This window comes from Caballeronia sp. GAFFF2 (assembly GCF_023631485.1).
GTDB lineage: Bacteria > Pseudomonadota > Gammaproteobacteria > Burkholderiales > Burkholderiaceae > Caballeronia.
Window position 1 is genome coordinate 213,884 of the sequence record NZ_JALQDA010000003.1, and the last position, 18,942, is coordinate 232,825.

The following is an 18,942-nucleotide window of genomic DNA, read 5'->3' on the forward strand; positions in this document are numbered from 1 at the left end:
CGCGCTGAGATGTGTAAGCCGCGTATTTTATCAGGCGCGGCCCGACGCGCCTGTGCGCCTCCCGGCACGACGCCGCGCTGTGGTAACGTGGGCGCTCACGGCCCGCGCCAGTCGCCGGGAACAGTCAAAACGCCCATCGGCCGGGCCGCGCGCCAGTCTCACTCAATCTCTTTTATGTCCCGTTCGTCCGACACTCGTCCGCATATTCCGGCCCGTTCCTCGGCCTCTTCGAGCCGCGCGTCATCCCGCAGCGGCAAGCCGCACACCATTCGCATCATCGGCGGAAACTGGAAGCGCACGCCGCTGCCCGTCCTCGATCTCGACGGTCTGAGGCCCACGCCCGACCGTGTTCGCGAAACGCTCTTCAACTGGCTAGGCCAGGACCTGGATGGCCAGCGCTGTCTCGACCTGTTCGCCGGCAGCGGCGCGCTCGGTTTCGAAGCCGCGTCGCGCGGCGCGGCACGCGTGCTCATGGTCGAGCGTAGCGGCCGCGCGGTCGCGCAACTCAAAGCGAATCAGGCGCGGCTGGATGCGCGCAACATCGAGATCGCCGAAGCCGACGCGCTGCGTCTGGCTCGCAGTCTCGCGCCAGGCTCGTTCGATGTCGTGTTCCTCGATCCCCCTTTCGGCGATCAGGCTTTGCTCTTGCGCGCGCTTGAGATCGCCGCACCGCTCGTCGCCGCGGATGGCGCGCTCTATGTCGAATGCGGCGATCCGCTGGAACCGTCGAGCATCGACGCTCTGGCGGGCTGGGAAATCACGCGCGAGGGGAAAGCGGGCATGGTTCGCTATCATTTGCTGCGCCGCCAAAATGATGAATAATGCGCGTTCCCCGATCTGGCGCGCCCGGCGCGTTCGGACGGGGGCGGGGAAAATGGGCCATCGCTGTCACGCGGTCCAAGGTAAATAAAAGAGGAGAAAGCTCATGGTTGTCGCCGTGTACCCGGGAACGTTCGACCCGCTGACGCGCGGGCATGAAGACATCGTCCGGCGCGCATCGAGCATTTTCGATACGCTGGTAGTCGGCGTGGCCGACAGTCGCGCGAAAAAGCCGTTTTTTTCGCTGCAGGAACGGCTGGATATCGCCCACGACGTGCTCGGGCATTATCCGAACGTCCAGGTAAGCAGTTTCACCGGGCTACTAAAAGATTTCGTGCGCAAGAACAACGCGCGCGTGATCGTGAGGGGCCTGCGCGCCGTATCGGATTTCGAGTACGAGTTTCAGATGGCCGGCATGAATCGCTATCTTTTGCCCGACGTCGAAACCATGTTCATGACGCCGTCGGACCAGTACCAGTTCATTTCGGGCACCATCGTGCGCGAGATCGCCCAGCTTGGCGGCGATGTGAGCAAGTTCGTGTTTCCATCGGTGGAGAAGCGGCTGACCGACAAGGTCGGCGTGGCCGCCCAGAAAGATCCTTCGGCGCCTTGAGCGCCGGGTCCGCGTATCAGCGCTCGCGCGATGCGCGGACTCCATGCCGGAACATCGCCGGCGCAAGAGAGTGAAGCATCATGTCTTTGATCATTACCGACGAGTGCATCAACTGCGACGTGTGCGAGCCCGAGTGCCCGAACGACGCCATTTCGATGGGTACGGAGATCTACGTGATCGATCCGAACAAGTGCACGGAATGCGTGGGCCACTTCGATGAGCCGCAGTGTCAACAGGTGTGCCCCGTCGAATGCATTCCGCGCGACCCGGCGCACGTCGAGTCGCCGGAGCAGTTGATGGACAAATACCGCGCGTTGATGGCGGCGAAAGGCGAGTAACCGCCTTATCTCTGTTCTTACGCGCTGGCGAGTTCGGTCAGTGCAGCGACGAGCGCATCGCATTCGTCTGGCGTGCCGACCGTTATCCGCAAATGCTGGTCGATGCGCGGCAGCTTGAAATGCCGCACGAAGATTTCCTTCGTTCGAAGCGCGGTGGCGAGCGCGAGCGCGTCGTGCGCGGGGTGTTTCGCGAAGACGAAATTCGCCGCCGACGGCACCACTTCAAATCCCAGCGCGCTCAATTGCGCTGTCAACTTGTCGCGACTCGCGACGACTTTGCCGCAACTCTCCTCGAACCACGCGCGGTCTTCATACGAAGCGAGCGCCGCTACTTGCGCGAGCCGGTCGAGCGGATACGAGTTGAAGCTGTCCTTCACGCGCGTTAGCGCTTCGATCAGGCTTGCATCGCCGAATGCGAAACCCACGCGCATGCCCGCAAGCGAACGCGCCTTCGAAGTCGTGTGCACGACGAGCAGATTGGGATACGCATCGACCAGATTCACGGCCGATTCCGCGCCGAAATCCACGTACGCTTCGTCGATGATGACTGGCGCATCCGGATTCGCCTTCAGCAGCACCTCGATTTCGGAGAGCGGCAGGGCGCGGCCCGTCGGCGCATTCGGATTCGGCAACAGCACGCCGCCGCCTGGCGCGCGGTAATCGTCGGTATCGATACCGAAATCCGCGTTCAGCGGGATCGCCTCGTATTCCACACCGTACAACTGGGCATAAACCGGATAGAAGCTGTACGTGATGTCGGGAAAACGAATCGGCCTGTCGTGTTTCAAGAGCGCCTGAAACGCGTGCGCGAGCACTTCGTCCGAACCGTTCCCCGCGAACACCTGCTCCACGCGCAAACCGTGATGCTTCGCCACCGCCTCACGCAACGCGCGCGCGGTCGGATCTGGGTACTTGCGCAGCGACGCGCCGTCCTTGCCGAGTTCGCGCGTAATCGCCTCGACCACGCGCGGCGACGGCGGATACGGATTCTCGTTGGTGTTGAGCTTGATGGGATGTGCCAGCGCGGGCTGTTCGCCCGGCACATAAGGCGTCAGTCGATGGACGATATCGCTCCAGAAACGGCTCACGGTCTGCTCCAGTGGAAGTCAGGGATTGCGATGCAGGTTCATCATCGCGCGTTCGTTTTCGCCCGCGACGACGAAGGGCATGACGGCGAGCGCGCGCTCGATCGACTGATCGATCACGTCCTGCTCTTCGCGGCGCGGCGGCTTCAGCACGAAATTGGCGACGTCCGGCTTCGCGCCCGCACGCGCGCCTTCGGGAATCAGATCACGCGGATGCCCGATGCCAATGCGCAGCCGCCAATATTGCTGCGACGACAGATGTGCGGAAATATCCTTGAGCCCGTTGTGGCCTCCGCTGCCGCCGCCGAGCTTCATCTTGACGGTGCCGGGCGGAAGATCGAGTTCGTCGTGTGCGACGAGAATCTCATCGGGAAGAATCTTGAAGAACTGCGCGACCGCAACCACCGATTGTCCCGAGCGGTTCATGAACGTCTGCGGTTCCAGCAAATGGATTTCATGCCCGTTCAGACGTCCGCGGCCATAGTGACCGTGAAAGCGGCGCTCGTCGCGCAGACTCGCGCCGGCGTCGCGCGCCAATTGGTCGACTAGCCAGAAGCCCGCGTTATGGCGCGTCGCGGTGTATTCGGCGCCCGGATTTCCCAGGCCAACGATCAGCTTGATCATGTCGAATCATCGCAGGCTAAGAAGCCTGCTCGTATCGTTTGGTGTTGATGCGAAAAAAAACCCGCCGAGGCTTGCGCGCCGGCGGGTCACGTCGACCGTCCTTGCGAACGGATCGAGAGGATAGCGATACTTCGCTAGCTGATGCGTTTTACTCAGCAGCCGGCGTTTCACCCGTGGCTTCGTCCGTCGAATCCGACACGACAGCAGCCGGAATGGTCGCCGATGCAACCACCGGGTTTTCCGCTTCGATCGCGATCGTCAGGCTCACGCCCTTCGGCAGCGGGATGTCCTTTGCGTGCATCGTCTGGCCGGCTTCGATGGTCGCCAGATCGATTTCCAGGAACTCGGGCAGGTCTGCCGGCAGGCATTCCACTTCCAGTTCCGTCACGACGTGCGAGATCACCGCGCCCGCGAGCTTCACGGCCGGGTTGGTCTCTTGATTCATGAAGTGCAACGGCACCTTGGTGTGCAGCTTCTTGTTCGCGTCGACACGCTGGAAATCCACGTGCAGCACCAGTTGCTTGAACGGGTGATATTGCACGTCGCGCAGCAGAACTTGTTGCGAACCGCCAGCGACTTCCAGTTCCAAAATCGACGAATGGAACACTTCCTTCTTCAGCGCGTGCCACAGGGCGTTGTGGTCCAGTTCGACCAGTTGAACGTCCTTGTCCGCACCGTACACAATAGCCGGGGTCTTGCCCGAATTGCGCAGGCGGCGGCTCGCACCCGTACCTTGCTTGCTACGCTCGAAAGCGACGACTTTCATTTGAAACTCCTATATCTGCCCGCGACCAGGCAGTGAAAATCGGGATCAACGAAAATGCGCTGATCCCACAACAACGGCAAGAACCTTCGTTCGTTCCTGCCGATCATGCAAAAACGCGAAGCTCGTGCTCCGCGTTCCTTGCTAATTCTTGCTCAACCTTCTGCGAAAAGCGACATGACCGAGTCGCCGCGCCGAATTCGGGAGAACGTCTCGGCGAGCAGACCCGCGCTCGACAGCGGACGAATCTTCGGGCACGCGAGCGACTCCGCCGACAACGGAATGGTGTCCGTCACCACGAGTTCGTCCAATTGCGACGCCGCGATACGCTCCGCCGCGCCACCCGACAGCACCGGATGCGTGGCATATGCGAAAACCTGCGTCGCGCCGCGATCTTTCAGCACTTGCGCTGCCTTGCAGAGCGTGCCGGCGGTGTCGACCATGTCGTCCATGATAACGCAGGTACGGCCTTCCACTTCGCCGATCACGTTCATCACTTCGGCGACATTCGCTTTCGGACGACGCTTGTCGATGATCGCGAGATCCGTATTCAACTGCTTGGCGAGTGCACGTGCGCGCACCACGCCGCCGACGTCCGGCGATACAACCAGCAGATGATCGTGATTTTGCTTACGCAGATCGCCGAGCAAAACGGGCGTGGCGTAAATGTTGTCGACGGGGATGTCGAAGAAACCTTGAATCTGGTCGGCGTGAAGGTCCATGGTGATCACGCGATCGACGCCGGCAATTTCCAGCATGTTCGCGACGACCTTCGCCGAGATGGCCACTCGCGCGGAACGCGGACGGCGGTCCTGACGCGCATAGCCGAAGTAGGGGATGGCTGCGGTGATCCGGCCTGCTGATGCGCGCTTGAGCGCATCGACCATGATCATGAGTTCCATCAGGGTGTCGTTCGTCGGTGCGCAGGTAGACTGCAGAACGAATACGTCTTTACCTCGAACGTTTTCCTGAATCTCGACCATGATTTCGCCGTCGGAGAAACGGCTGACCATCGCTTTACCGAGAGGAATTCCAAGGATCTTGACGACTTCCTGTGCAAGCGCGGGATTTGCGTTGCCAGTAAATACCATCAGGCCGTCACTGCTCATCGTGCACCTGTCTGCGGCTGGAGGCGAGAGGAAAAACGCGAGAAAAGGAATGGCAGGGGAGGAAGGACTCGAACCCTCGCATGCCGGAATCAAAATCCGGTGCCTTGACCAACTTGGCGACTCCCCTACACAACTTTGAGTCTCGCCGGGAAGTGTAGGACATACCCGGCAAAACGAAACCTATGACGCGAAAGCAAAGAGAGGATGACGTTCCAGACTGCTTGCCACCACGCTCTTCCAGCTTGCCGGGAGTTTGGCTTGCGCCATCTCTGCTTCGGCTCGGCTCGGGAAAGCGGCGAACACGCTTGCTCCAGATCCGGTCATTCGCGCGGGTGCGAGATTGGAAAACCACTCGAGCACCTGTGCAACTTCCGCGTACTTTCTTGCGACTACAGCCTGCATGTCATTTCGACCGAAGCTGTCTGGCCAGTTAGTGTCTGACTTTTGCGCTGCAAGAAAGTCCGTCATTGTGGCGACCTTCGTATCCCTTGTCAAGGCCTTTTCCGAAAAAATCGCCGCGGTCGGGACGTGAACTGAAGGAGTAACTACCAGGAAAAAACGCTTGGGCAGAACGACTGTCTGCAGCGCTTCGCCAACACCTTCTGCAAAAGCATTTTGCCCGAAGACAAAAAACGGCACGTCCGCGCCGAGTTGCAGGGCGAGATTCTGCAGAATCTCACGCGAAAGATCAACACCCCAGAGACGATTCAACGCTAAAAGAGTCGTTGCCGCGTCGGAACTTCCTCCGCCCAGCCCCGCGCCCATCGGCAGACGCTTGTCGATCTCGATCTCGACGCCAAAACGACTGCCGGTGTGCTTCTGCAGCAGGCGCGCCGCGCGCACGACGAGATCGTCCGCTTCGGGTACGCCCGGCACGAGCGTCTTGCGCGTAACGATGCCGTCATCGCGTCGCTTGAAGTGCAGCATGTCGCCCCAGTCGAGCAACTGGAAGACAGTCTGCAGCGAGTGATAGCCATCCGGACGACGGCCCGTGATGTGCAGAAAGAGGTTCAGCTTGGCGGGCGCGAGGCAGTTGCGAAGCGAGTCGTGAGTCGATGACATTTCTGATGCGAAGGCGTTATTGATCGAGCACCAGCTTGATATCGAGCGGCGGTTCCGAGCGGACCAGGTTCACGCGCTTGACGCCCGTCGCGGGCGCGTCGGCATAGGCGAGATAGTCGATGGTCCAGCCGTCCTGTCTGATCTCTTTGGGGCGGCCGTTGTTGGCTTCGGGATCGAGCGTGGTCTGCGCGCGCGAGGTTGGCGCCGCGGACGGCTGCAGCCAGTAGCGCAAGCCCTCGACCGGCAGCGCGAAGCCAAGCGTGTTCTGCATCAGCTCCGACACGTTCTCGGCGTTCACTGGCGGCCGGTTCGGCAGTTCGAGCGTCGCGAGCGACGGCGACGAAGTGACGATCGCCATGGTCTGGCCGAGCGGGTTGCGCAACTGGAGCGTCACGGTGTCCCCGGTTTCCTGCCAGTCGAAGTTGCCGTAGGCGTTGCGCGTCGTGCCGTTCTGGTCGTTGTACTGCACGGCGAAGCGTCCGTGATACGCGCGGCTCGTCTGCGTGGTGAGCGAAGTCGTCTTATCCGATGTGGTCGGCAAACGCGGCTGCAATGCGCAACCGGCAAGCATCAACACGGTCGCGGCCGTGAAACCGAGCGCGCCTTTGCGCATGAAACCGCGCGACGCGCCGGCAATGAAATCGAAAGCCATCAAAGATCGTTTACCTGAAGTCGTTTGAGCGTTTTGACGAGCGTGTCGTTGTCGGGTTCGAGCTTCTGCGCCTGACGCCACGTGGCGCGCGCCTGATCCTGCTCCCCGGACTTCCACTGCACCTCGCCGAGATGCGCGCCGATCTCCGCGTTCGGCTGAATCTTGTAGGCGTCCGAGAGAATTTTTTCGGCTTCGGCCGCGTTGCCCTGGCGAAAGCGCGCCCAGCCGAGGCTGTCCATGATGAAGGCGTCGTTCGGCGCGAGCGACACCGCCTTCTCGATCAGCTTCACCGCTTCGTCGACGCGCTGGTTGCGATCCACGAGCGAGTAGCCGAGCGCGTTATATGCCTGCGGATTGCTCGGGTCCACGCGCATGAGCTTGCGCAACTGCGTTTCCATTACGTCGTAGTGACCGTTCTTTTCGGCGGCCATGGCGTAGTCGTAGGCGAGATCCGGATCGTCCGGGAACGCGGCCACGGCCTTCGCGAGATTCGCTTCCGCTTCGTCGTAGCGATGCGCCTCGAAAAGAATCGCCGAGTCGGTGCGCGCGAGCAGTGCGAGGTCGCGCGGATCGGAACTTTGCAGGCCATTGAGAAGCGATCGCGCTTCATCCACCTTGCCTTGCTTCGCGAGCAGTTGCGCGCGCGTGATCCGCGCGGGCAAATATTGCTGGCTCGTGCGCGGAATCTTGTCGAGCCACTGGCTTGCTTGCGCCTCGTCCTTCTGTTCGAGCGACAGTTGTGCGAGGTAGATGTAAGCCTGTCCCGGATCGCCGTTGGGCGACGCCTCCGCAGCCTGCGCGTACTGCTTGAGCAGGTCCTGCGCCTTGTCGAACTGCTTCTTCTGAATGTCGATGAGCGCGAGCGCCATGAGCGGCGTCAGATCTTTCGAGTCGTTCTTGCGCATGATCTCGAACTGCTTCTGCGCGTCGTCGAGCCGGTCCGACGACAGATACAACTGCGCCAGCGCGAGCCGCGCGTCATGCGACTTCGGATTCTTGTCGAGATACTTCTCGAACGAAGCGATGCCTTCCTTGCGCTCTTCCGGGCCCATGCGCGCGAGCGTGAGCGCTGCGGGCAAGTAATCCGGGCGCAGCTTCAACGCCTTTTCCAGCGATGCCTTCGCGCCCGGCTGGTCGTCCGCGAGCAACTGCTGACGGGCAAGCGCGAGTTGCGTTTCGGGCAGATCCAAGTCGTTCGCGGAGAGATCCTTCAGGACATTCAGGCCGCCTACGCGATTCGGTCCGCGAGCAAGCAGCGTCTGCAACGAAAGAATGGCTTCGCCGCGTTGCTCGGCCGGAACCTTGGCGAGTTCGTTTTGCAGCGTGGGCTTCGCGTCGTCGGGCTTGCCGGACACGATCAACAACGAAGCGCTCAACTGCGCGGCGCGCTCGGAATGCGGCGCAAATTGCTGCCAAAGCTGCGCGGAGGTCATTGCGTCGGTGGGGCTCTGCGCGGCAATGGCGATTTCCGTGGCGCGCTGAGCGAAGCGTGGATCATGCGTGTCACGCGCGAGCGAGAGGTAAGTCTGGTAGGCGGGCGCGGCCTGGCCGCGCTGCAAGGCGACTTCCGCCGCCAGAACCTGAAAGACGATCTGGCTGGATGCCGCCACGTTCGGCAAATCCTGCGACTCCGCGTTATTGACAGGCGCGGTCAGAAGATCAGACGCGTTTTGCGCCGCGGCCTGATCGTCGGTGCTCGGCACGGGTGTCGCGTTCGGTACCTGAGCGTGCGCGGGCGTGAAGGCGATCGCGGACAATGCAACTGCAATCGCGCCGGCCATGCGCGTGAACCGCGCCCTTGACCGTGCACGCGATCGGATGAGGCCGGCCTGACGCAACGTATTCAGTTTGATTTCGAACGGGTTCATGGAAATCCAGACGATGTTTCGGTCGATTGTAACGCGGTGGCTAAAATACCGGCACACTCGTCCCAGCAAGACGCTCTCCAGGAAATATGCCAGAACTGCCGGAAGTAGAAGTCACCCGTCGCGGAATCGAACCGTATGTCGCCGGAAGGCGCGTCGAGCATGTCGATGTGCGTACGCCCGCGCTGCGCTGGCCCATTCCGGCGCATCTCGCGAAGACGCTCGCGCGCCTGAAAATAGAGAAGGTCGAAAGGCGCGGCAAATATCTGCTGTTCGAGACGGCCGAAGGCTGGCTCATCGTGCATCTCGGCATGACAGGCACGTTGCGCGTCTTGCGTAACGTGCCGCGCCCACCGGATGCCGCCAAGCACGATCACGTCGATATCGTGTTCGATGACTTCATCCTGCGCTTTCGCGATCCGCGTCGCTTCGGCGCGATTCTGTGGCAAGCACGCGCCGATGGCAACGTGCTCGCTCATCCCTTGCTCGCGAGTCTCGGCGTCGAACCGTTCTCGCCCGAATTCTCGGGCGCGCTGCTGTTTCGCGCGACGCGCGGGCGCAAGGTGTCGGTGAAGCAGGCGCTGCTTGCGGGTGGAATCGTCGTGGGCGTGGGCAATATCTACGCGTCGGAGAGCTTGTTTCGCGCGGGCATTCGTCCGACGACTGCCGCCGGGCGCATCTCGCTCGTGCGCTACGATCTGCTCGCCGATGCCGTGCGCGTGACGCTCGCGGCGGCGATCGAAAAGGGCGGCAGCACGCTGCGCGACTTTGTCGGCAGCAATGGCGAATCGGGCTACTTCCAGCTCGACTATTTCGTCTATGATCGCGCCGGATTGCCCTGCCATGTTTGCGGCACCGCCATCAAGCAAATCGTCCAGGGGCAACGCTCGACGTACTTCTGCCCGCGCTGCCAACGTTGAACTCAATGCTCGCTCTTACAGACTTTTCCGCGCGCCTGATCGCGTGGCAACGCATTCACGGCCGTCACGACCTGCCGTGGCAGAACACGCGCGATGCTTACCGCATCTGGCTCTCGGAGATCATGCTGCAGCAGACGCAGGTCAGCACGGTCATTCCGTACTACGCGCGTTTTCTCGAACGTTTCCCGACCGTGACTGCGCTCGCGGACGCCCCGATCGACGACGTGATGGCGCTCTGGGCCGGGCTCGGCTATTACTCGCGCGCGCGCAATCTGCATCGCTGCGCGCAGGTCGTGGCGTTCGAACACGGCGGCGCGTTTCCGCGGACAGTCGAAGCGCTCGCGGAATTGCCGGGCATCGGCCGATCGACGGCGGCGGCGATTGCATCGTTCGCGTTCGCCGCACGCGCGACGATCCTCGATGGCAACGTGAAGCGTGTGCTTGCGCGCGTGTTCGGCGTCGAAGGTTTTCCAGGCGAAAAACGTGTGGAGAACGCAATGTGGACGCTCGCCGAATCGCTCTTGCCCGATGCCGCCAACAAGGATGAAGTCACCGCCTACACGCAAGGCCTGATGGACCTCGGCGCGACGCTGTGCGTGCGCGGCAAGCCCGATTGCGCGCGCTGTCCGTTCGCGCCGGATTGTGTGGCGAACGTGGAAGGACGTCAGAGCGAGTTGCCGGCGGCGCGTCCGAAAAAAGCGGTGCCGACGCGCAAGACGTGGATGCTGGTGCTGAAAGACGGCGATTCGATCCTGCTAGAAAAGCGTCCGCCGACGGGAATCTGGGGCGGTCTCTGGAGCTTGCCCGAAGCCGCCGACGAAGCCGCGCTCGCGGCCGTGGCGCACAGTTTTGGCGGCGACGCGCAGTTGCAGCGGCTTGCGCCGCTTTCGCATACGTTCACGCATTTCAAGCTGGAAATCGAGCCGCGTCTCGGCGAAACCCGTGGCACGCCGCGCGAACTGAACGACGCGCAAACCGTCTGGGCGCCGCTTTCCCGGCTCGATGCGTTCGGCGTTCCCGCGCCCGTTCGCAAGCTGCTCGACGGGCTCACCGGCTCGCTCATCTGAAGCGCTAAAGCAGTTGATGATGCTGCATGTAGTGATGCACGACGTCGATACGCGCGCCGGCATCCATCAGTTCCATGAGCTTCTGGCGCGCGCGCATGGGAATCGGCAGGATTTCGGCAAGACGGTTCGACACCCAAGTGGGGTCGTCGAAGAGATAGGGCTCGACGAACGGAAGGTTCTGCGGCTCGCGCGTTTTGATGGTCTCGATGATGCGCTCCAGCACCTCCGCGCACGCGCCGAACTTGGCGAGCGTTTCGGCGCCATGCAGCGGCTGATCCTCGCCCAGCACTTCCGCCGTTCCAACCAGCAGATTGCTCGGGTCGACGCGATGCGTCACGAGCCGAAAGCGTTCCGTTCCGCGCGCCTGCACGAGCAGGAGGCCGAAGGTATCGACATCGCATTCCGTGATTTCGGCAAGACAGCCGATGCTTTCCGGCACCGACGGATCTCCCGGCGACGCGATCTCGTGACCGCTCTTTAACAGGCACACGCCGAACGGCGACTTCTCGCGCAGACACGAACGCGCCATGTCGAGATAACGCGCCTCGAAAATCTTGAGCGGCAGCAGGCCGCCGGGAAAGAGGACGGTGTGAAGCGGAAACAGCGGCAAGTCGGCTAGAACGGGGTTCGAGGACATTGCGCGCCTCCAGTTTGCGACCGCCGACGCGGCGATCAGGTTCGCGTGTGGATTGCGCTGTCATCCACGGGGATGGGCGCGTCACGATGCCGCACGATCACATTGGCGTCGCCGCGAAAGCGCGCGGCCAGCGCCTGTGCGATGTACACCGAGCGATGTTGCCCGCCTGTGCAGCCGATCGCAACCGTGAGATAGCTGCGGTTATCGTCGCGAAAGCGCGGCAGCCATTTGCCGACGAATTCGCCAATGTCGTCGATCATCTCGCCGACCATGGGCTGCGCCGAAAGATAGTCGATGATCGGCTGATCGAGGCCCGTGAACGGGCGCAACTCGCGGTCGTAATAAGGATTCGGCAGTGTGCGCACGTCGAAAACAAGATCGGCGTCGAGCGGCACGCCGCGCTTGAAGCCGAACGATTCGAACATGAGGGTGAGGTCGGCGGCATCGGTTTCGACGAAGCGCTTGACCCACGCGCGCAGGACGTTTGCGCGCAGATTGCTGGTGTCGATCTGATGGCCGTACTCGGCCAGGTCGGCCACGAGTTCGCGTTCCCGCTCGATGGCTTCCGCGAGCGAGTTGAGCACGCCGACATCGGCCTCGTGCATGGGTGAACCGGAAAGCGGGTGACGGCGACGCGTCTCGGAGAAGCGCTGAATGAGCGACTGCGTGCTTGCGTTGAGGAACAACACGCGCAGGTCGTACTTGCTAGACAGTGTGTGGATGATGCCGGGGACATCGTCCAGGGAATGGCTCGAACGCGCGTCGATGGCGACGGCGAGACGCTGCTGTCCTTCGCTCGACAGGTAATCGGCCAGTTCGGGCAAGAAGCGCGGCGGCAGATTGTCGACGCAGTAGTAGCCGCCGTCCGCGAGAGCGTTCAGCGCAACCGATTTGCCAGAGCCGGAGATGCCGGTGATCAGGATGATACGCATGGGCTTCGCTTCAATTGCCTTATCTTAGCACTGGCTTCGGGTCCGTTTTTCGCGCTTCGAGCGTGAACTCGGGCGGGAAATCAGATCAGTTTGCCGGGGAACTGGCTATCCGGGTCCTGCATGGCGAGCCGCTGACGGTCCATGAAGTCCCGCAACGTGTCGATACCGCGCAATTGCAGGATCGTATTGCGTACCGCCGCTTCTACCAGCACAGCAAGGTTTCGGCCCGCAGCGACTTGAATCGTCACTTTGCTGATCGGCAGACCGAGAACATCCACGGTCTGACTTTCCAGCGGAAGCCGTTGAAACTCGCCATCCGGCCGACGGACCAGTTGCACGATCAGCTTGAGTTTCATTTTGCGGCGCACGGCGGTCTCGCCGAAAATCGTCTTGATGTCCAGCAGACCGAGACCGCGCACTTCGAGCAGATTTTGCAGCAGGGGCGGGCAGCGCCCTTCGACGAAATCAGGACCAAGGCGCACGAAATCCACGGCGTCGTCGGCCACCAGACCGTGACCACGGCTGATCAACTCCAGCCCGAGTTCGCTTTTGCCGAGGCCGGAGTCGCCGGTCAGAAGCACTCCCATACCCAGAATGTCGATGAACACGCCATGCAGCGTGGCGCGTGGCGCGAGAATGCGTGACATGTAAGCGCGCAGACTGTCGATGACAGCGGCCGCGGACATGCGCGTCGTGAAAAGCGGTGTGGACGATCGCGTGCAGCGCAGCACGAGTTCCGGCGGCGCGCCGACTTCGCCGGCCACCACGAGAAACGGCGGTTCCAGTGCGATCAGTTCGGCCATGTGGCGCGAACGGTCTTCGTCGGACTGGCGCTGGTAGTAGTTGATCTCGGCGTCGCCGAGCACCTGGATACGGTTGGGGTGAATCAGATTCAGGTGGCCGACCAAGTCCGCGCTGGAGGTCGCGTTGGCAACGGTTTCACTCGAAAACCCGCGTTCCCAGCCTTCGTGCCCAGTCAGCCAACTGAGCTTCAAAGTGGCGGCGTTGTCGTCGAAAATGCTTTGGGCGTTGATGCTGGACGTATCCATGAGGCCGGAACTCCGTTGGAAGCCGGGAGCAGCCAACGCGCGCCGAAGCGAATTGCTTCAATCAGCCGCATGGTGCTGCATTTCACTGCGTTTGACCCGCGTTCAGACCGCGTTTGAAACGATTGTGCCGCAGAAGCACCGCATAAGCGAGACGCCCCAAAAAGCCTGGAAAGGGCGGCTGACCTGCTGCAAATGCGGCTCTCGGCAATGCGAGCGCGCCGCTTATGGCTGCCACTGCGTGAGGACCTGATACAGGGCCTCGCGATTTTCTTCCTTGTGCAAACGCTCGCGCGCTTCGCTGTCGGAGAGTAATTGCGCGATCTCCGAGAGAATTTCAAGATGCTGCTGGGTCGCCTGCTCGGGCACGAGCAGGAAGATCAGGAGCGAAACCGGCTGCCCGTCGGGCGATTCGAACGCGACAGGCTCCGCCAGGCGCACGAAGGCGGCGAGCGGTTGCTTCAGCCCCTTGATGCGGCCATGTGGAATGGCGACGCCTTCGCCGAGGCCAGTCGAGCCGAGACGCTCACGAGCGAAGAGATTGTCGGTGACGATGCTGCGGGCGATGCCGTTCTGGTTCTCGAAAATCAGACCCGCCTGCTCGAATACACGCTTCTTGCTGGTAACGGCCAGTCCGAGAACCACGTTCTCGATGGGAAGAAATTTAGCTAAACGATTCATGTTGGCAGGCTGATGCGTGGCCTGATAGCTCCTCATCGTGGCTACTGTAAGCGCTCACGGCGACGATCGGACGGAAAATGCGCTTGGGCTTCCTGCAGCGTATCTGTTTGGTTAACCCCTGTAACAACCGGGCCATTATAGAACAGGGTAATGCGTGATGGTGCGGCGCGCCATTGCCCTATTGCAATTCAATGTGCAGTACAAAACCCGGGAAATCAATGGCTTGTACTGACTCGTCACCGATTCCCAACAAAAAAGCCGCCAAGGCGGGCGGCTTTGCTCTGGTCTGTGCTCTCGATGACTGTTCGGCCAAGGTTGGAGGATTTCCTCCAAACCCGCCCACCGGCTGGCGGCGGGCACGTGCAAAACGACCTCGGATCACGCGACGCGCCGCATTCAGGGCGACGGCGCTTCCAGTTCTTGCGCTTCGGCGCGGTACTTGATGGCCTCGTGAGCGTGGCCCTGGATCTTGTCCTTGTGCTTGATGACCTGACGATCCAGCTTGTCCACCATCAGATCGATGGCCGCGTACATATCAACGTCACAACTCTCGATGAAAATGTCCTTGCCCTTCACGTGCAAGTTGATTTCACACTTTTGCCGCTTGTCCTTTTCCCTATGATTGTCGACCGAGAGGACAACGCTGCCGTCGATCACTTGATCGAAGTGACGCAGCACCCTGTCCAGTTTCGTGATCACGTACTCGCGCAACGCAGGCGTCAATTCGAGGTGGTGTCCACTGATCTTCAAGTTCATAGTTGCTCTCCAAGCTGATGGCCGCCAGGCCAAGGCTCGTCCGATACCGGTCGGCGATGCGGCTCCAGAGCGCATGAGCTACGAGCGCGTGAGGAAGGGCGCACCGGCCGGCTCGTCCGCGCATTTGCGCTGCGGCCGGTAAACGTCCGTCGCGACATGCGACAGACTATAGAGACGGGTTAAAGAGACTTGCGCAGATTCACTGCGGGAATTCTCAGTGCCTCGCGATACTTGGCGACAGTGCGCCGCGCAACCACGAAGCCTTGTTCCGCCAGCAGTTCGGCGATGCGGCTGTCTGAAAGAGGAGTTTTAGGGTCTTCCGCTCCTATCAGTTGCTTGATGAGGGCCCGGATCGCCGTGGACGATGCCGCGCCTCCAGTGTCAGTCGAAACATGCGATCCGAAGAAGTACTTAAATTCAAGCGTCCCGAATGGGGTGAGCATGTACTTTCCGGTCGTCACGCGTGAAACCGTCGACTCGTGTAAACCCAGCGTATCAGCTATTTCCCTCAAAACCAAGGGCCGCATGGCGATTTCGCCATGAGCGAAGAAGTTCTTCTGACGCTCGACAATGGCCTGCGCGACGCGAAGAATCGTCTCGAATCTCTGCTGAATATTCTTGATGAGCCAGCGCGCTTCCTGAAGTTGTTGCCGCAACGAACCGCTGCCCGGATCACCACGGTTGTTACGCAAAATGTTCGCGTACAAGTGGTTGATACGCAGCTTCGGCACAATCTCCGGATTCAACTCAGCGGTCCACCCGCCAGACATCTTGCGCACGAGAATGTCCGGTACGACGTAATCGGCTTCGCTCTTGCCATAGGCAGCTCCTGGAAACGGCTCCAATGACTTAATTAGCAAATGCGCGTCCCGCAGCGAATCGTCGCTCGCCTTCAGATGCTTGCGCAGACGCGTGAAATCTCGCGCGGCAAGCAATTCCAGATGATTGTTGACGATGTCCAGCGCAAGCGTGCGCGTGGGCGAACCATCCAGTCGCAGCAATTGCAGCTTCAAACACTCGGATGCCGAGCGGCCGCCCACACCGGGCGGATCGAAACTCTGCAGCAAGGCGAGTGCCGCGCTGAGTTCGTCGACATCGACTTCAAGTTCGTCGGGCAGATCGGCCTGGACTTCTTCGAGCGTGGCCGTGAGATAACCGTCTTCGTCCAATGACTCGATCAGGAACGTAATCAGCGCGCGATCGCGCTGGTTCGCCGACGTCATGCGCAACTGCGCGGTCAGATGGTCACGCAGCGTCGTGGTCGATTCGTGGATTTGCAGCGGCGGGAGATCGTCGTCGTCGGAGGCATTGTTCGAACGGCCATAGTCTTCGAGGTTCCACGAACTCGAATCCGCGCCGTTGTCGGAGCCCATGCCGTTGTATTCGTCGACACCTTGCGGCTCGCCGTTCTCCGAGCGATCGGAACTCGACGTGCTCGATGACGAGCCGTTGCTCATCATGGGTTCGGGCGCCGAATTGTTCGAAGCGGGAGACGAGATCAGCGAGCCGTCTGCCGCGACGCGCAGCGGGCTCGCGATCCAGTCGTCCTCGTTCTCGAGCAGCGGATTTTGCGCGATGGCCATCGCCACTTCCTGCTGCAATTCGAGCGTCGACAACTGCAGCAGCCGGATGGACTGCTGCAGTTGTGGGGTCAGCGCAAGATGCTGCGATAGTCGGAGTTGGAGGCTGGCTTTCATGGCAAATTTTTATTCATTGTAGAGAGTTTGCCACGCGCGCGAAACCTCGCGGCGAATCCAAAAAAGCGTGTGCCGCCTCGGTGGGCGGCACGTAAAAATTGCACTTGCGACTTGATGCGGCGCGGTACACGCGCCTTTCGTCCTACGCGTTACATGCGGAAATGCTCACCCAGATAAACGCGCCGTACGTTTTCATTCTCGATGATCTCGCTCGGCGCACCCGCTGCCAGCACGCTGCCATCGCTGATGATGTACGCGTGGTCGCAAATGCCAAGCGTCTCGCGCACGTTGTGGTCCGTGATCAGCACGCCGATGTTGCGCTGCTTCAGAAACTTCACGATCTTCTGGATTTCCAGCACCGCGATAGGATCGACGCCCGCGAACGGCTCGTCGAGCAGGATGAAGCTCGGGTTGGTTGCAAGCGCGCGCGCAATTTCAACGCGCCGGCGCTCGCCGCCCGACAGCGACAACGCCGGATTCTCACGCAGATGCGCAATCTGCAGTTCATCGAGCAGGGCTTCGGCGCGCTGTGTAATGGCGTCTTTGGACAGGCGTTTGCCCGTTTCGTCCGTCTGCAGTTCGAGCACCGCGCGAATGTTCTGCTCGACGGTGAGCTTGCGAAACACCGAGGCTTCCTGCGGAAGATACGACAAACCGAGATGCGCGCGCTGGTGAATGGGCAGAAGGCTGATCGAGGTATCGTCGAGCACGATTTCGCCTGCATCGAGCGGCACGAGGCCGACGATCATATAAAACGACGTAGTCTTGCCTGCGCCGTTCGGCCCGAGCAGACCGACGACTTCGCCGCTCTTCACATCGAGCGACACGTCTTTCACCACGGTGCGCGAGCCGTAACGCTTCTTCAGATTGCGCACGACCAGCGAGCTCGACTGGCCTTCCGGCTTACGGTGGGGCATGGCTGGCGAGTTCACTGCTGCGGCGTTCCCTTTAGAGTGTTCGACGGTGCAAGCGTGGCGGGCGGGCCATCCAGCGACGCCGCGTTGCCGCTGCGCGGCGCGAGCATGGCGCGCACACGGCCGGTCGGATTGCCTGGTGAGGCCACGTCCTTGCCAGCGGTTGCCGTGTAGAAGTCTTTCTGACCGTCGTAGGTGATGACGCTGCCGTGCACTTCGTCCTGCACCTTGGTCAGGCCTTGCAGGCGGCGCACGGTGGCGCGCGTCGTGAGTTTGGTGAAGTCGTTCTTGCCGTCGTAGTCGATACGAACCGCGTTGCCGTCGATGTACTCATCGAGACCATCGCGCTTTTGACGGAAGTACGAGAGATTGTTGCCGGTCGAGGTGCCGGTCGCGTACTGATAGCCCTGTGGATCTTGCGTGACATCGACGCGATCCGCCTTGATGACGATCGTGCCTTTGGTCGCAACGACGTGACCGGTGAACACGTTCTTCTGGTTCAGGTCGTCGTAGGACATGTTGTCCGCTTCGATGTTGAGCGGCTTGTCGCGGTCGGCCTTTTCGGCGTGCGCCGCAGTTGGCAGCGCCAGCATCGCGGTGAGCGAAGTCAGCGAGACCAGGGCGGCCGCGAGCCCGGCCCGCACGGCGTGCGCGGTGCGGCGCGCGAACATTGCGCGCGTGTGGCCGCCATCGGGACGAGGGAAGCTTTGGTTCATGCAGTCACAAAATTCGGAAGGATTTGCCGGGATAACTAGGTTACTTTGACGAGCCGCCATTGATGTCCGACGCGGCTATCGCGCCGCGCACGTTACCAAAGAGCTTCATTTCCCGGGTCACGTTGTTGTAGTTCATGCCGTTGGCCGTCATCACGGACGGGCCGCGCTGAAGTCTAACCGGTTTTTCCGTCTCGATGACATCGTCGTTCACCAGCACACGAAAATGCTGCGAATCCGCCTGCATCTGCGGATCGCCGAAACCGGCTGCGCGCAGGATGCGGGCGTTGTCGTAGAGATCGACGATGGACACGTCGCCGTTCACCGTGCCGCGCTGCGCCGTCGCCGTGACGGTGGGCTTTTGCGGCTGGAACATGCGCATGGCGGGCAGCGTCAGGTCGCTGTTTTCGTCGTCTTCGTAATGCACCATGGACTTGGCCGTGAGGCGATACTGCGTCGTGCCCGAGGTATCGAGTTCGGAGACGGAAAAATTCTCGGCGAAGTAATCGGCGGTATGACGCTTTGGCTGCTCGGGCGCGGGCGCACCGGACGGCAGCGTGCTCTGCAGAAGCCAATAGGTGATGCCCGCGAGCGCCGCCATGGCGACGAGCGGCAGTAAGGAGGAGAAACGGCCGGGACGAGGCATTGG

The 18,942-nt window shown here is 61.3% G+C and carries 21 protein-coding genes and 1 tRNA gene; 5 read left to right on the forward strand and 17 right to left on the reverse strand.

Features of this window, described 5'->3' with window-relative positions:
* The first annotated feature begins 174 nt into the window (after positions 1 to 174).
* From rsmD to NCT04_RS01525, 3 genes are all read left to right on the forward strand, one after another.
* The gene (gene rsmD, locus NCT04_RS01515) at positions 175 to 822 is read left to right on the forward strand and encodes a 16S rRNA (guanine(966)-N(2))-methyltransferase RsmD (protein WP_250462844.1); all 648 of its coding nucleotides are present in this window, start codon (positions 175 to 177) and stop codon (positions 820 to 822) included.
* Positions 823 to 925: 103 nt separating this feature from the next.
* Positions 926 to 1,432 carry a pantetheine-phosphate adenylyltransferase gene (gene coaD, locus NCT04_RS01520; RefSeq protein WP_244826906.1) on the forward strand — a complete coding sequence of 169 codons (507 nt, stop codon included), beginning with the start codon at positions 926 to 928 and terminating at the stop codon, positions 1,430 to 1,432.
* 80 nt (positions 1,433 to 1,512) lie between these two features.
* Positions 1,513 to 1,770, forward strand: coding sequence for a YfhL family 4Fe-4S dicluster ferredoxin (locus tag NCT04_RS01525; RefSeq protein WP_250462846.1), 258 nt, complete (start codon positions 1,513 to 1,515; stop codon positions 1,768 to 1,770).
* Positions 1,771 to 1,787: 17 nt separating this feature from the next.
* Here NCT04_RS01525 and hisC read toward each other — a convergent pair whose 3' ends face one another.
* The 8 genes from hisC to NCT04_RS01565 all read right to left on the reverse strand — a co-directional run bounded on the left by hisC (position 1,788) and on the right by NCT04_RS01565 (position 8,933).
* A complete protein-coding gene (gene hisC / locus NCT04_RS01530; RefSeq protein WP_250462849.1) occupies positions 1,788 to 2,858 on the reverse strand; it encodes a histidinol-phosphate transaminase in 1,071 nt (356 codons plus the stop codon).
* 18 nt (positions 2,859 to 2,876) lie between these two features.
* Positions 2,877 to 3,479, reverse strand: coding sequence for an aminoacyl-tRNA hydrolase (gene pth, locus NCT04_RS01535; RefSeq protein ID WP_244826909.1), 603 nt, complete (start codon positions 3,477 to 3,479; stop codon positions 2,877 to 2,879).
* A gap of 148 nt (positions 3,480 to 3,627) precedes the next feature.
* Positions 3,628 to 4,245: a 50S ribosomal protein L25/general stress protein Ctc gene (locus NCT04_RS01540; protein ID WP_244826910.1), complete on the reverse strand. Its 618-nt coding sequence runs from the start codon at positions 4,243 to 4,245 to the stop codon at positions 3,628 to 3,630.
* 152 nt (positions 4,246 to 4,397) lie between these two features.
* The gene (locus tag NCT04_RS01545; RefSeq protein WP_244826911.1) at positions 4,398 to 5,351 is read right to left on the reverse strand and encodes a ribose-phosphate pyrophosphokinase; all 954 of its coding nucleotides are present in this window, start codon (positions 5,349 to 5,351) and stop codon (positions 4,398 to 4,400) included.
* Positions 5,352 to 5,401: 50 nt separating this feature from the next.
* Positions 5,402 to 5,478 (reverse strand) — tRNA-Gln (locus NCT04_RS01550).
* 53 nt (positions 5,479 to 5,531) lie between these two features.
* On the reverse strand, positions 5,532 to 6,413 hold the full coding sequence (ispE, locus tag NCT04_RS01555; RefSeq protein ID WP_250462851.1) for a 4-(cytidine 5'-diphospho)-2-C-methyl-D-erythritol kinase: 882 nt from the start codon (positions 6,411 to 6,413) through the stop codon (positions 5,532 to 5,534).
* Positions 6,414 to 6,429: 16 nt separating this feature from the next.
* Positions 6,430 to 7,065: a lipoprotein insertase outer membrane protein LolB gene (gene lolB / locus NCT04_RS01560; protein ID WP_250462854.1), complete on the reverse strand. Its 636-nt coding sequence runs from the start codon at positions 7,063 to 7,065 to the stop codon at positions 6,430 to 6,432.
* Positions 7,065 to 8,933: a tetratricopeptide repeat protein gene (locus tag NCT04_RS01565; protein ID WP_250462856.1), complete on the reverse strand. Its 1,869-nt coding sequence runs from the start codon at positions 8,931 to 8,933 to the stop codon at positions 7,065 to 7,067. The genes lolB and NCT04_RS01565 overlap by 1 nt, the downstream gene beginning before the upstream one ends.
* Positions 8,934 to 9,019: 86 nt before the next feature.
* Here NCT04_RS01565 and mutM point away from each other — a divergent pair, with 86 nt between their 5' ends.
* Positions 9,020 to 9,850: a bifunctional DNA-formamidopyrimidine glycosylase/DNA-(apurinic or apyrimidinic site) lyase gene (mutM, locus tag NCT04_RS01570; protein ID WP_250462858.1), complete on the forward strand. Its 831-nt coding sequence runs from the start codon at positions 9,020 to 9,022 to the stop codon at positions 9,848 to 9,850.
* Positions 9,851 to 9,855: 5 nt separating this feature from the next.
* Positions 9,856 to 10,917, forward strand: coding sequence for an A/G-specific adenine glycosylase (mutY, locus tag NCT04_RS01575; protein WP_250462860.1), 1,062 nt, complete (start codon positions 9,856 to 9,858; stop codon positions 10,915 to 10,917).
* Positions 10,918 to 10,921: 4 nt separating this feature from the next.
* Here the strand turns inward: mutY and NCT04_RS01580 are convergent, their stop codons facing one another.
* From NCT04_RS01580 to lptC, 9 genes are all read right to left on the reverse strand, one after another.
* Entirely contained in the window at positions 10,922 to 11,554 is a 633-nt protein-coding gene (locus tag NCT04_RS01580; protein ID WP_244826917.1) for an LON peptidase substrate-binding domain-containing protein, read from the reverse strand.
* 35 nt (positions 11,555 to 11,589) lie between these two features.
* On the reverse strand, positions 11,590 to 12,486 hold the full coding sequence (rapZ, locus tag NCT04_RS01585; protein WP_250462862.1) for an RNase adapter RapZ: 897 nt from the start codon (positions 12,484 to 12,486) through the stop codon (positions 11,590 to 11,592).
* Between the two features lie 80 nt (positions 12,487 to 12,566).
* Positions 12,567 to 13,535 carry an HPr(Ser) kinase/phosphatase gene (hprK, locus tag NCT04_RS01590; RefSeq protein WP_061172712.1) on the reverse strand — a complete coding sequence of 323 codons (969 nt, stop codon included), beginning with the start codon at positions 13,533 to 13,535 and terminating at the stop codon, positions 12,567 to 12,569.
* A gap of 222 nt (positions 13,536 to 13,757) precedes the next feature.
* Positions 13,758 to 14,213, reverse strand: a complete 456-nt coding sequence (gene ptsN / locus NCT04_RS01595; protein WP_244826919.1) for a PTS IIA-like nitrogen regulatory protein PtsN — start codon at positions 14,211 to 14,213, stop codon at positions 13,758 to 13,760.
* A gap of 396 nt (positions 14,214 to 14,609) precedes the next feature.
* Positions 14,610 to 14,969 carry a ribosome hibernation-promoting factor, HPF/YfiA family gene (gene hpf / locus NCT04_RS01600; protein ID WP_244826921.1) on the reverse strand — a complete coding sequence of 120 codons (360 nt, stop codon included), beginning with the start codon at positions 14,967 to 14,969 and terminating at the stop codon, positions 14,610 to 14,612.
* A gap of 179 nt (positions 14,970 to 15,148) precedes the next feature.
* On the reverse strand, positions 15,149 to 16,666 hold the full coding sequence (locus NCT04_RS01605; protein WP_244826922.1) for an RNA polymerase factor sigma-54: 1,518 nt from the start codon (positions 16,664 to 16,666) through the stop codon (positions 15,149 to 15,151).
* Positions 16,667 to 16,815: 149 nt separating this feature from the next.
* Positions 16,816 to 17,583 carry an LPS export ABC transporter ATP-binding protein gene (gene lptB, locus NCT04_RS01610; RefSeq protein WP_244826923.1) on the reverse strand — a complete coding sequence of 256 codons (768 nt, stop codon included), beginning with the start codon at positions 17,581 to 17,583 and terminating at the stop codon, positions 16,816 to 16,818.
* A gap of 11 nt (positions 17,584 to 17,594) precedes the next feature.
* Positions 17,595 to 18,296, reverse strand: a complete 702-nt coding sequence (lptA, locus tag NCT04_RS01615; protein ID WP_244826924.1) for a lipopolysaccharide transport periplasmic protein LptA — start codon at positions 18,294 to 18,296, stop codon at positions 17,595 to 17,597.
* A gap of 40 nt (positions 18,297 to 18,336) precedes the next feature.
* The gene (lptC, locus tag NCT04_RS01620; RefSeq protein WP_244826925.1) at positions 18,337 to 18,939 is read right to left on the reverse strand and encodes an LPS export ABC transporter periplasmic protein LptC; all 603 of its coding nucleotides are present in this window, start codon (positions 18,937 to 18,939) and stop codon (positions 18,337 to 18,339) included.
* Positions 18,940 to 18,942 lie beyond the last annotated feature (3 nt).

Bases quoted from the DNA above. Each gene is read 5' to 3' on its own strand.
- rsmD (WP_250462844.1), top strand. From the start codon at position 175: ATGTCCCGTTCGTCCGACACTCGTCCGCATATTCCGGCCCGTTCCTCG.
- coaD (WP_244826906.1), top strand. From the start codon at position 926: ATGGTTGTCGCCGTGTACCCGGGAACGTTCGACCCGCTGACGCGCGGG.
- NCT04_RS01525 (WP_250462846.1), top strand. From the start codon at position 1,513: ATGTCTTTGATCATTACCGACGAGTGCATCAACTGCGACGTGTGCGAG.
- pth (WP_244826909.1), bottom strand. From the start codon at position 3,479: ATGATCAAGCTGATCGTTGGCCTGGGAAATCCGGGCGCCGAATACACC.
- NCT04_RS01540 (WP_244826910.1), bottom strand. From the start codon at position 4,245: ATGAAAGTCGTCGCTTTCGAGCGTAGCAAGCAAGGTACGGGTGCGAGC.
- NCT04_RS01545 (WP_244826911.1), bottom strand. From the start codon at position 5,351: ATGAGCAGTGACGGCCTGATGGTATTTACTGGCAACGCAAATCCCGCG.
- ispE (WP_250462851.1), bottom strand. From the start codon at position 6,413: ATGTCATCGACTCACGACTCGCTTCGCAACTGCCTCGCGCCCGCCAAG.
- lolB (WP_250462854.1), bottom strand. From the start codon at position 7,065: ATGGCTTTCGATTTCATTGCCGGCGCGTCGCGCGGTTTCATGCGCAAA.
- NCT04_RS01565 (WP_250462856.1), bottom strand. From the start codon at position 8,933: ATGAACCCGTTCGAAATCAAACTGAATACGTTGCGTCAGGCCGGCCTC.
- mutM (WP_250462858.1), top strand. From the start codon at position 9,020: ATGCCAGAACTGCCGGAAGTAGAAGTCACCCGTCGCGGAATCGAACCG.
- mutY (WP_250462860.1), top strand. From the start codon at position 9,856: ATGCTCGCTCTTACAGACTTTTCCGCGCGCCTGATCGCGTGGCAACGC.
- NCT04_RS01580 (WP_244826917.1), bottom strand. From the start codon at position 11,554: ATGTCCTCGAACCCCGTTCTAGCCGACTTGCCGCTGTTTCCGCTTCAC.
- rapZ (WP_250462862.1), bottom strand. From the start codon at position 12,486: ATGCGTATCATCCTGATCACCGGCATCTCCGGCTCTGGCAAATCGGTT.
- hprK (WP_061172712.1), bottom strand. From the start codon at position 13,535: ATGGATACGTCCAGCATCAACGCCCAAAGCATTTTCGACGACAACGCC.
- ptsN (WP_244826919.1), bottom strand. From the start codon at position 14,213: ATGAATCGTTTAGCTAAATTTCTTCCCATCGAGAACGTGGTTCTCGGA.
- hpf (WP_244826921.1), bottom strand. From the start codon at position 14,969: ATGAACTTGAAGATCAGTGGACACCACCTCGAATTGACGCCTGCGTTG.
- NCT04_RS01605 (WP_244826922.1), bottom strand. From the start codon at position 16,666: ATGAAAGCCAGCCTCCAACTCCGACTATCGCAGCATCTTGCGCTGACC.
- lptB (WP_244826923.1), bottom strand. From the start codon at position 17,583: ATGCCCCACCGTAAGCCGGAAGGCCAGTCGAGCTCGCTGGTCGTGCGC.
- lptA (WP_244826924.1), bottom strand. From the start codon at position 18,296: ATGAACCAAAGCTTCCCTCGTCCCGATGGCGGCCACACGCGCGCAATG.
- lptC (WP_244826925.1), bottom strand. From the start codon at position 18,939: ATGCCTCGTCCCGGCCGTTTCTCCTCCTTACTGCCGCTCGTCGCCATG.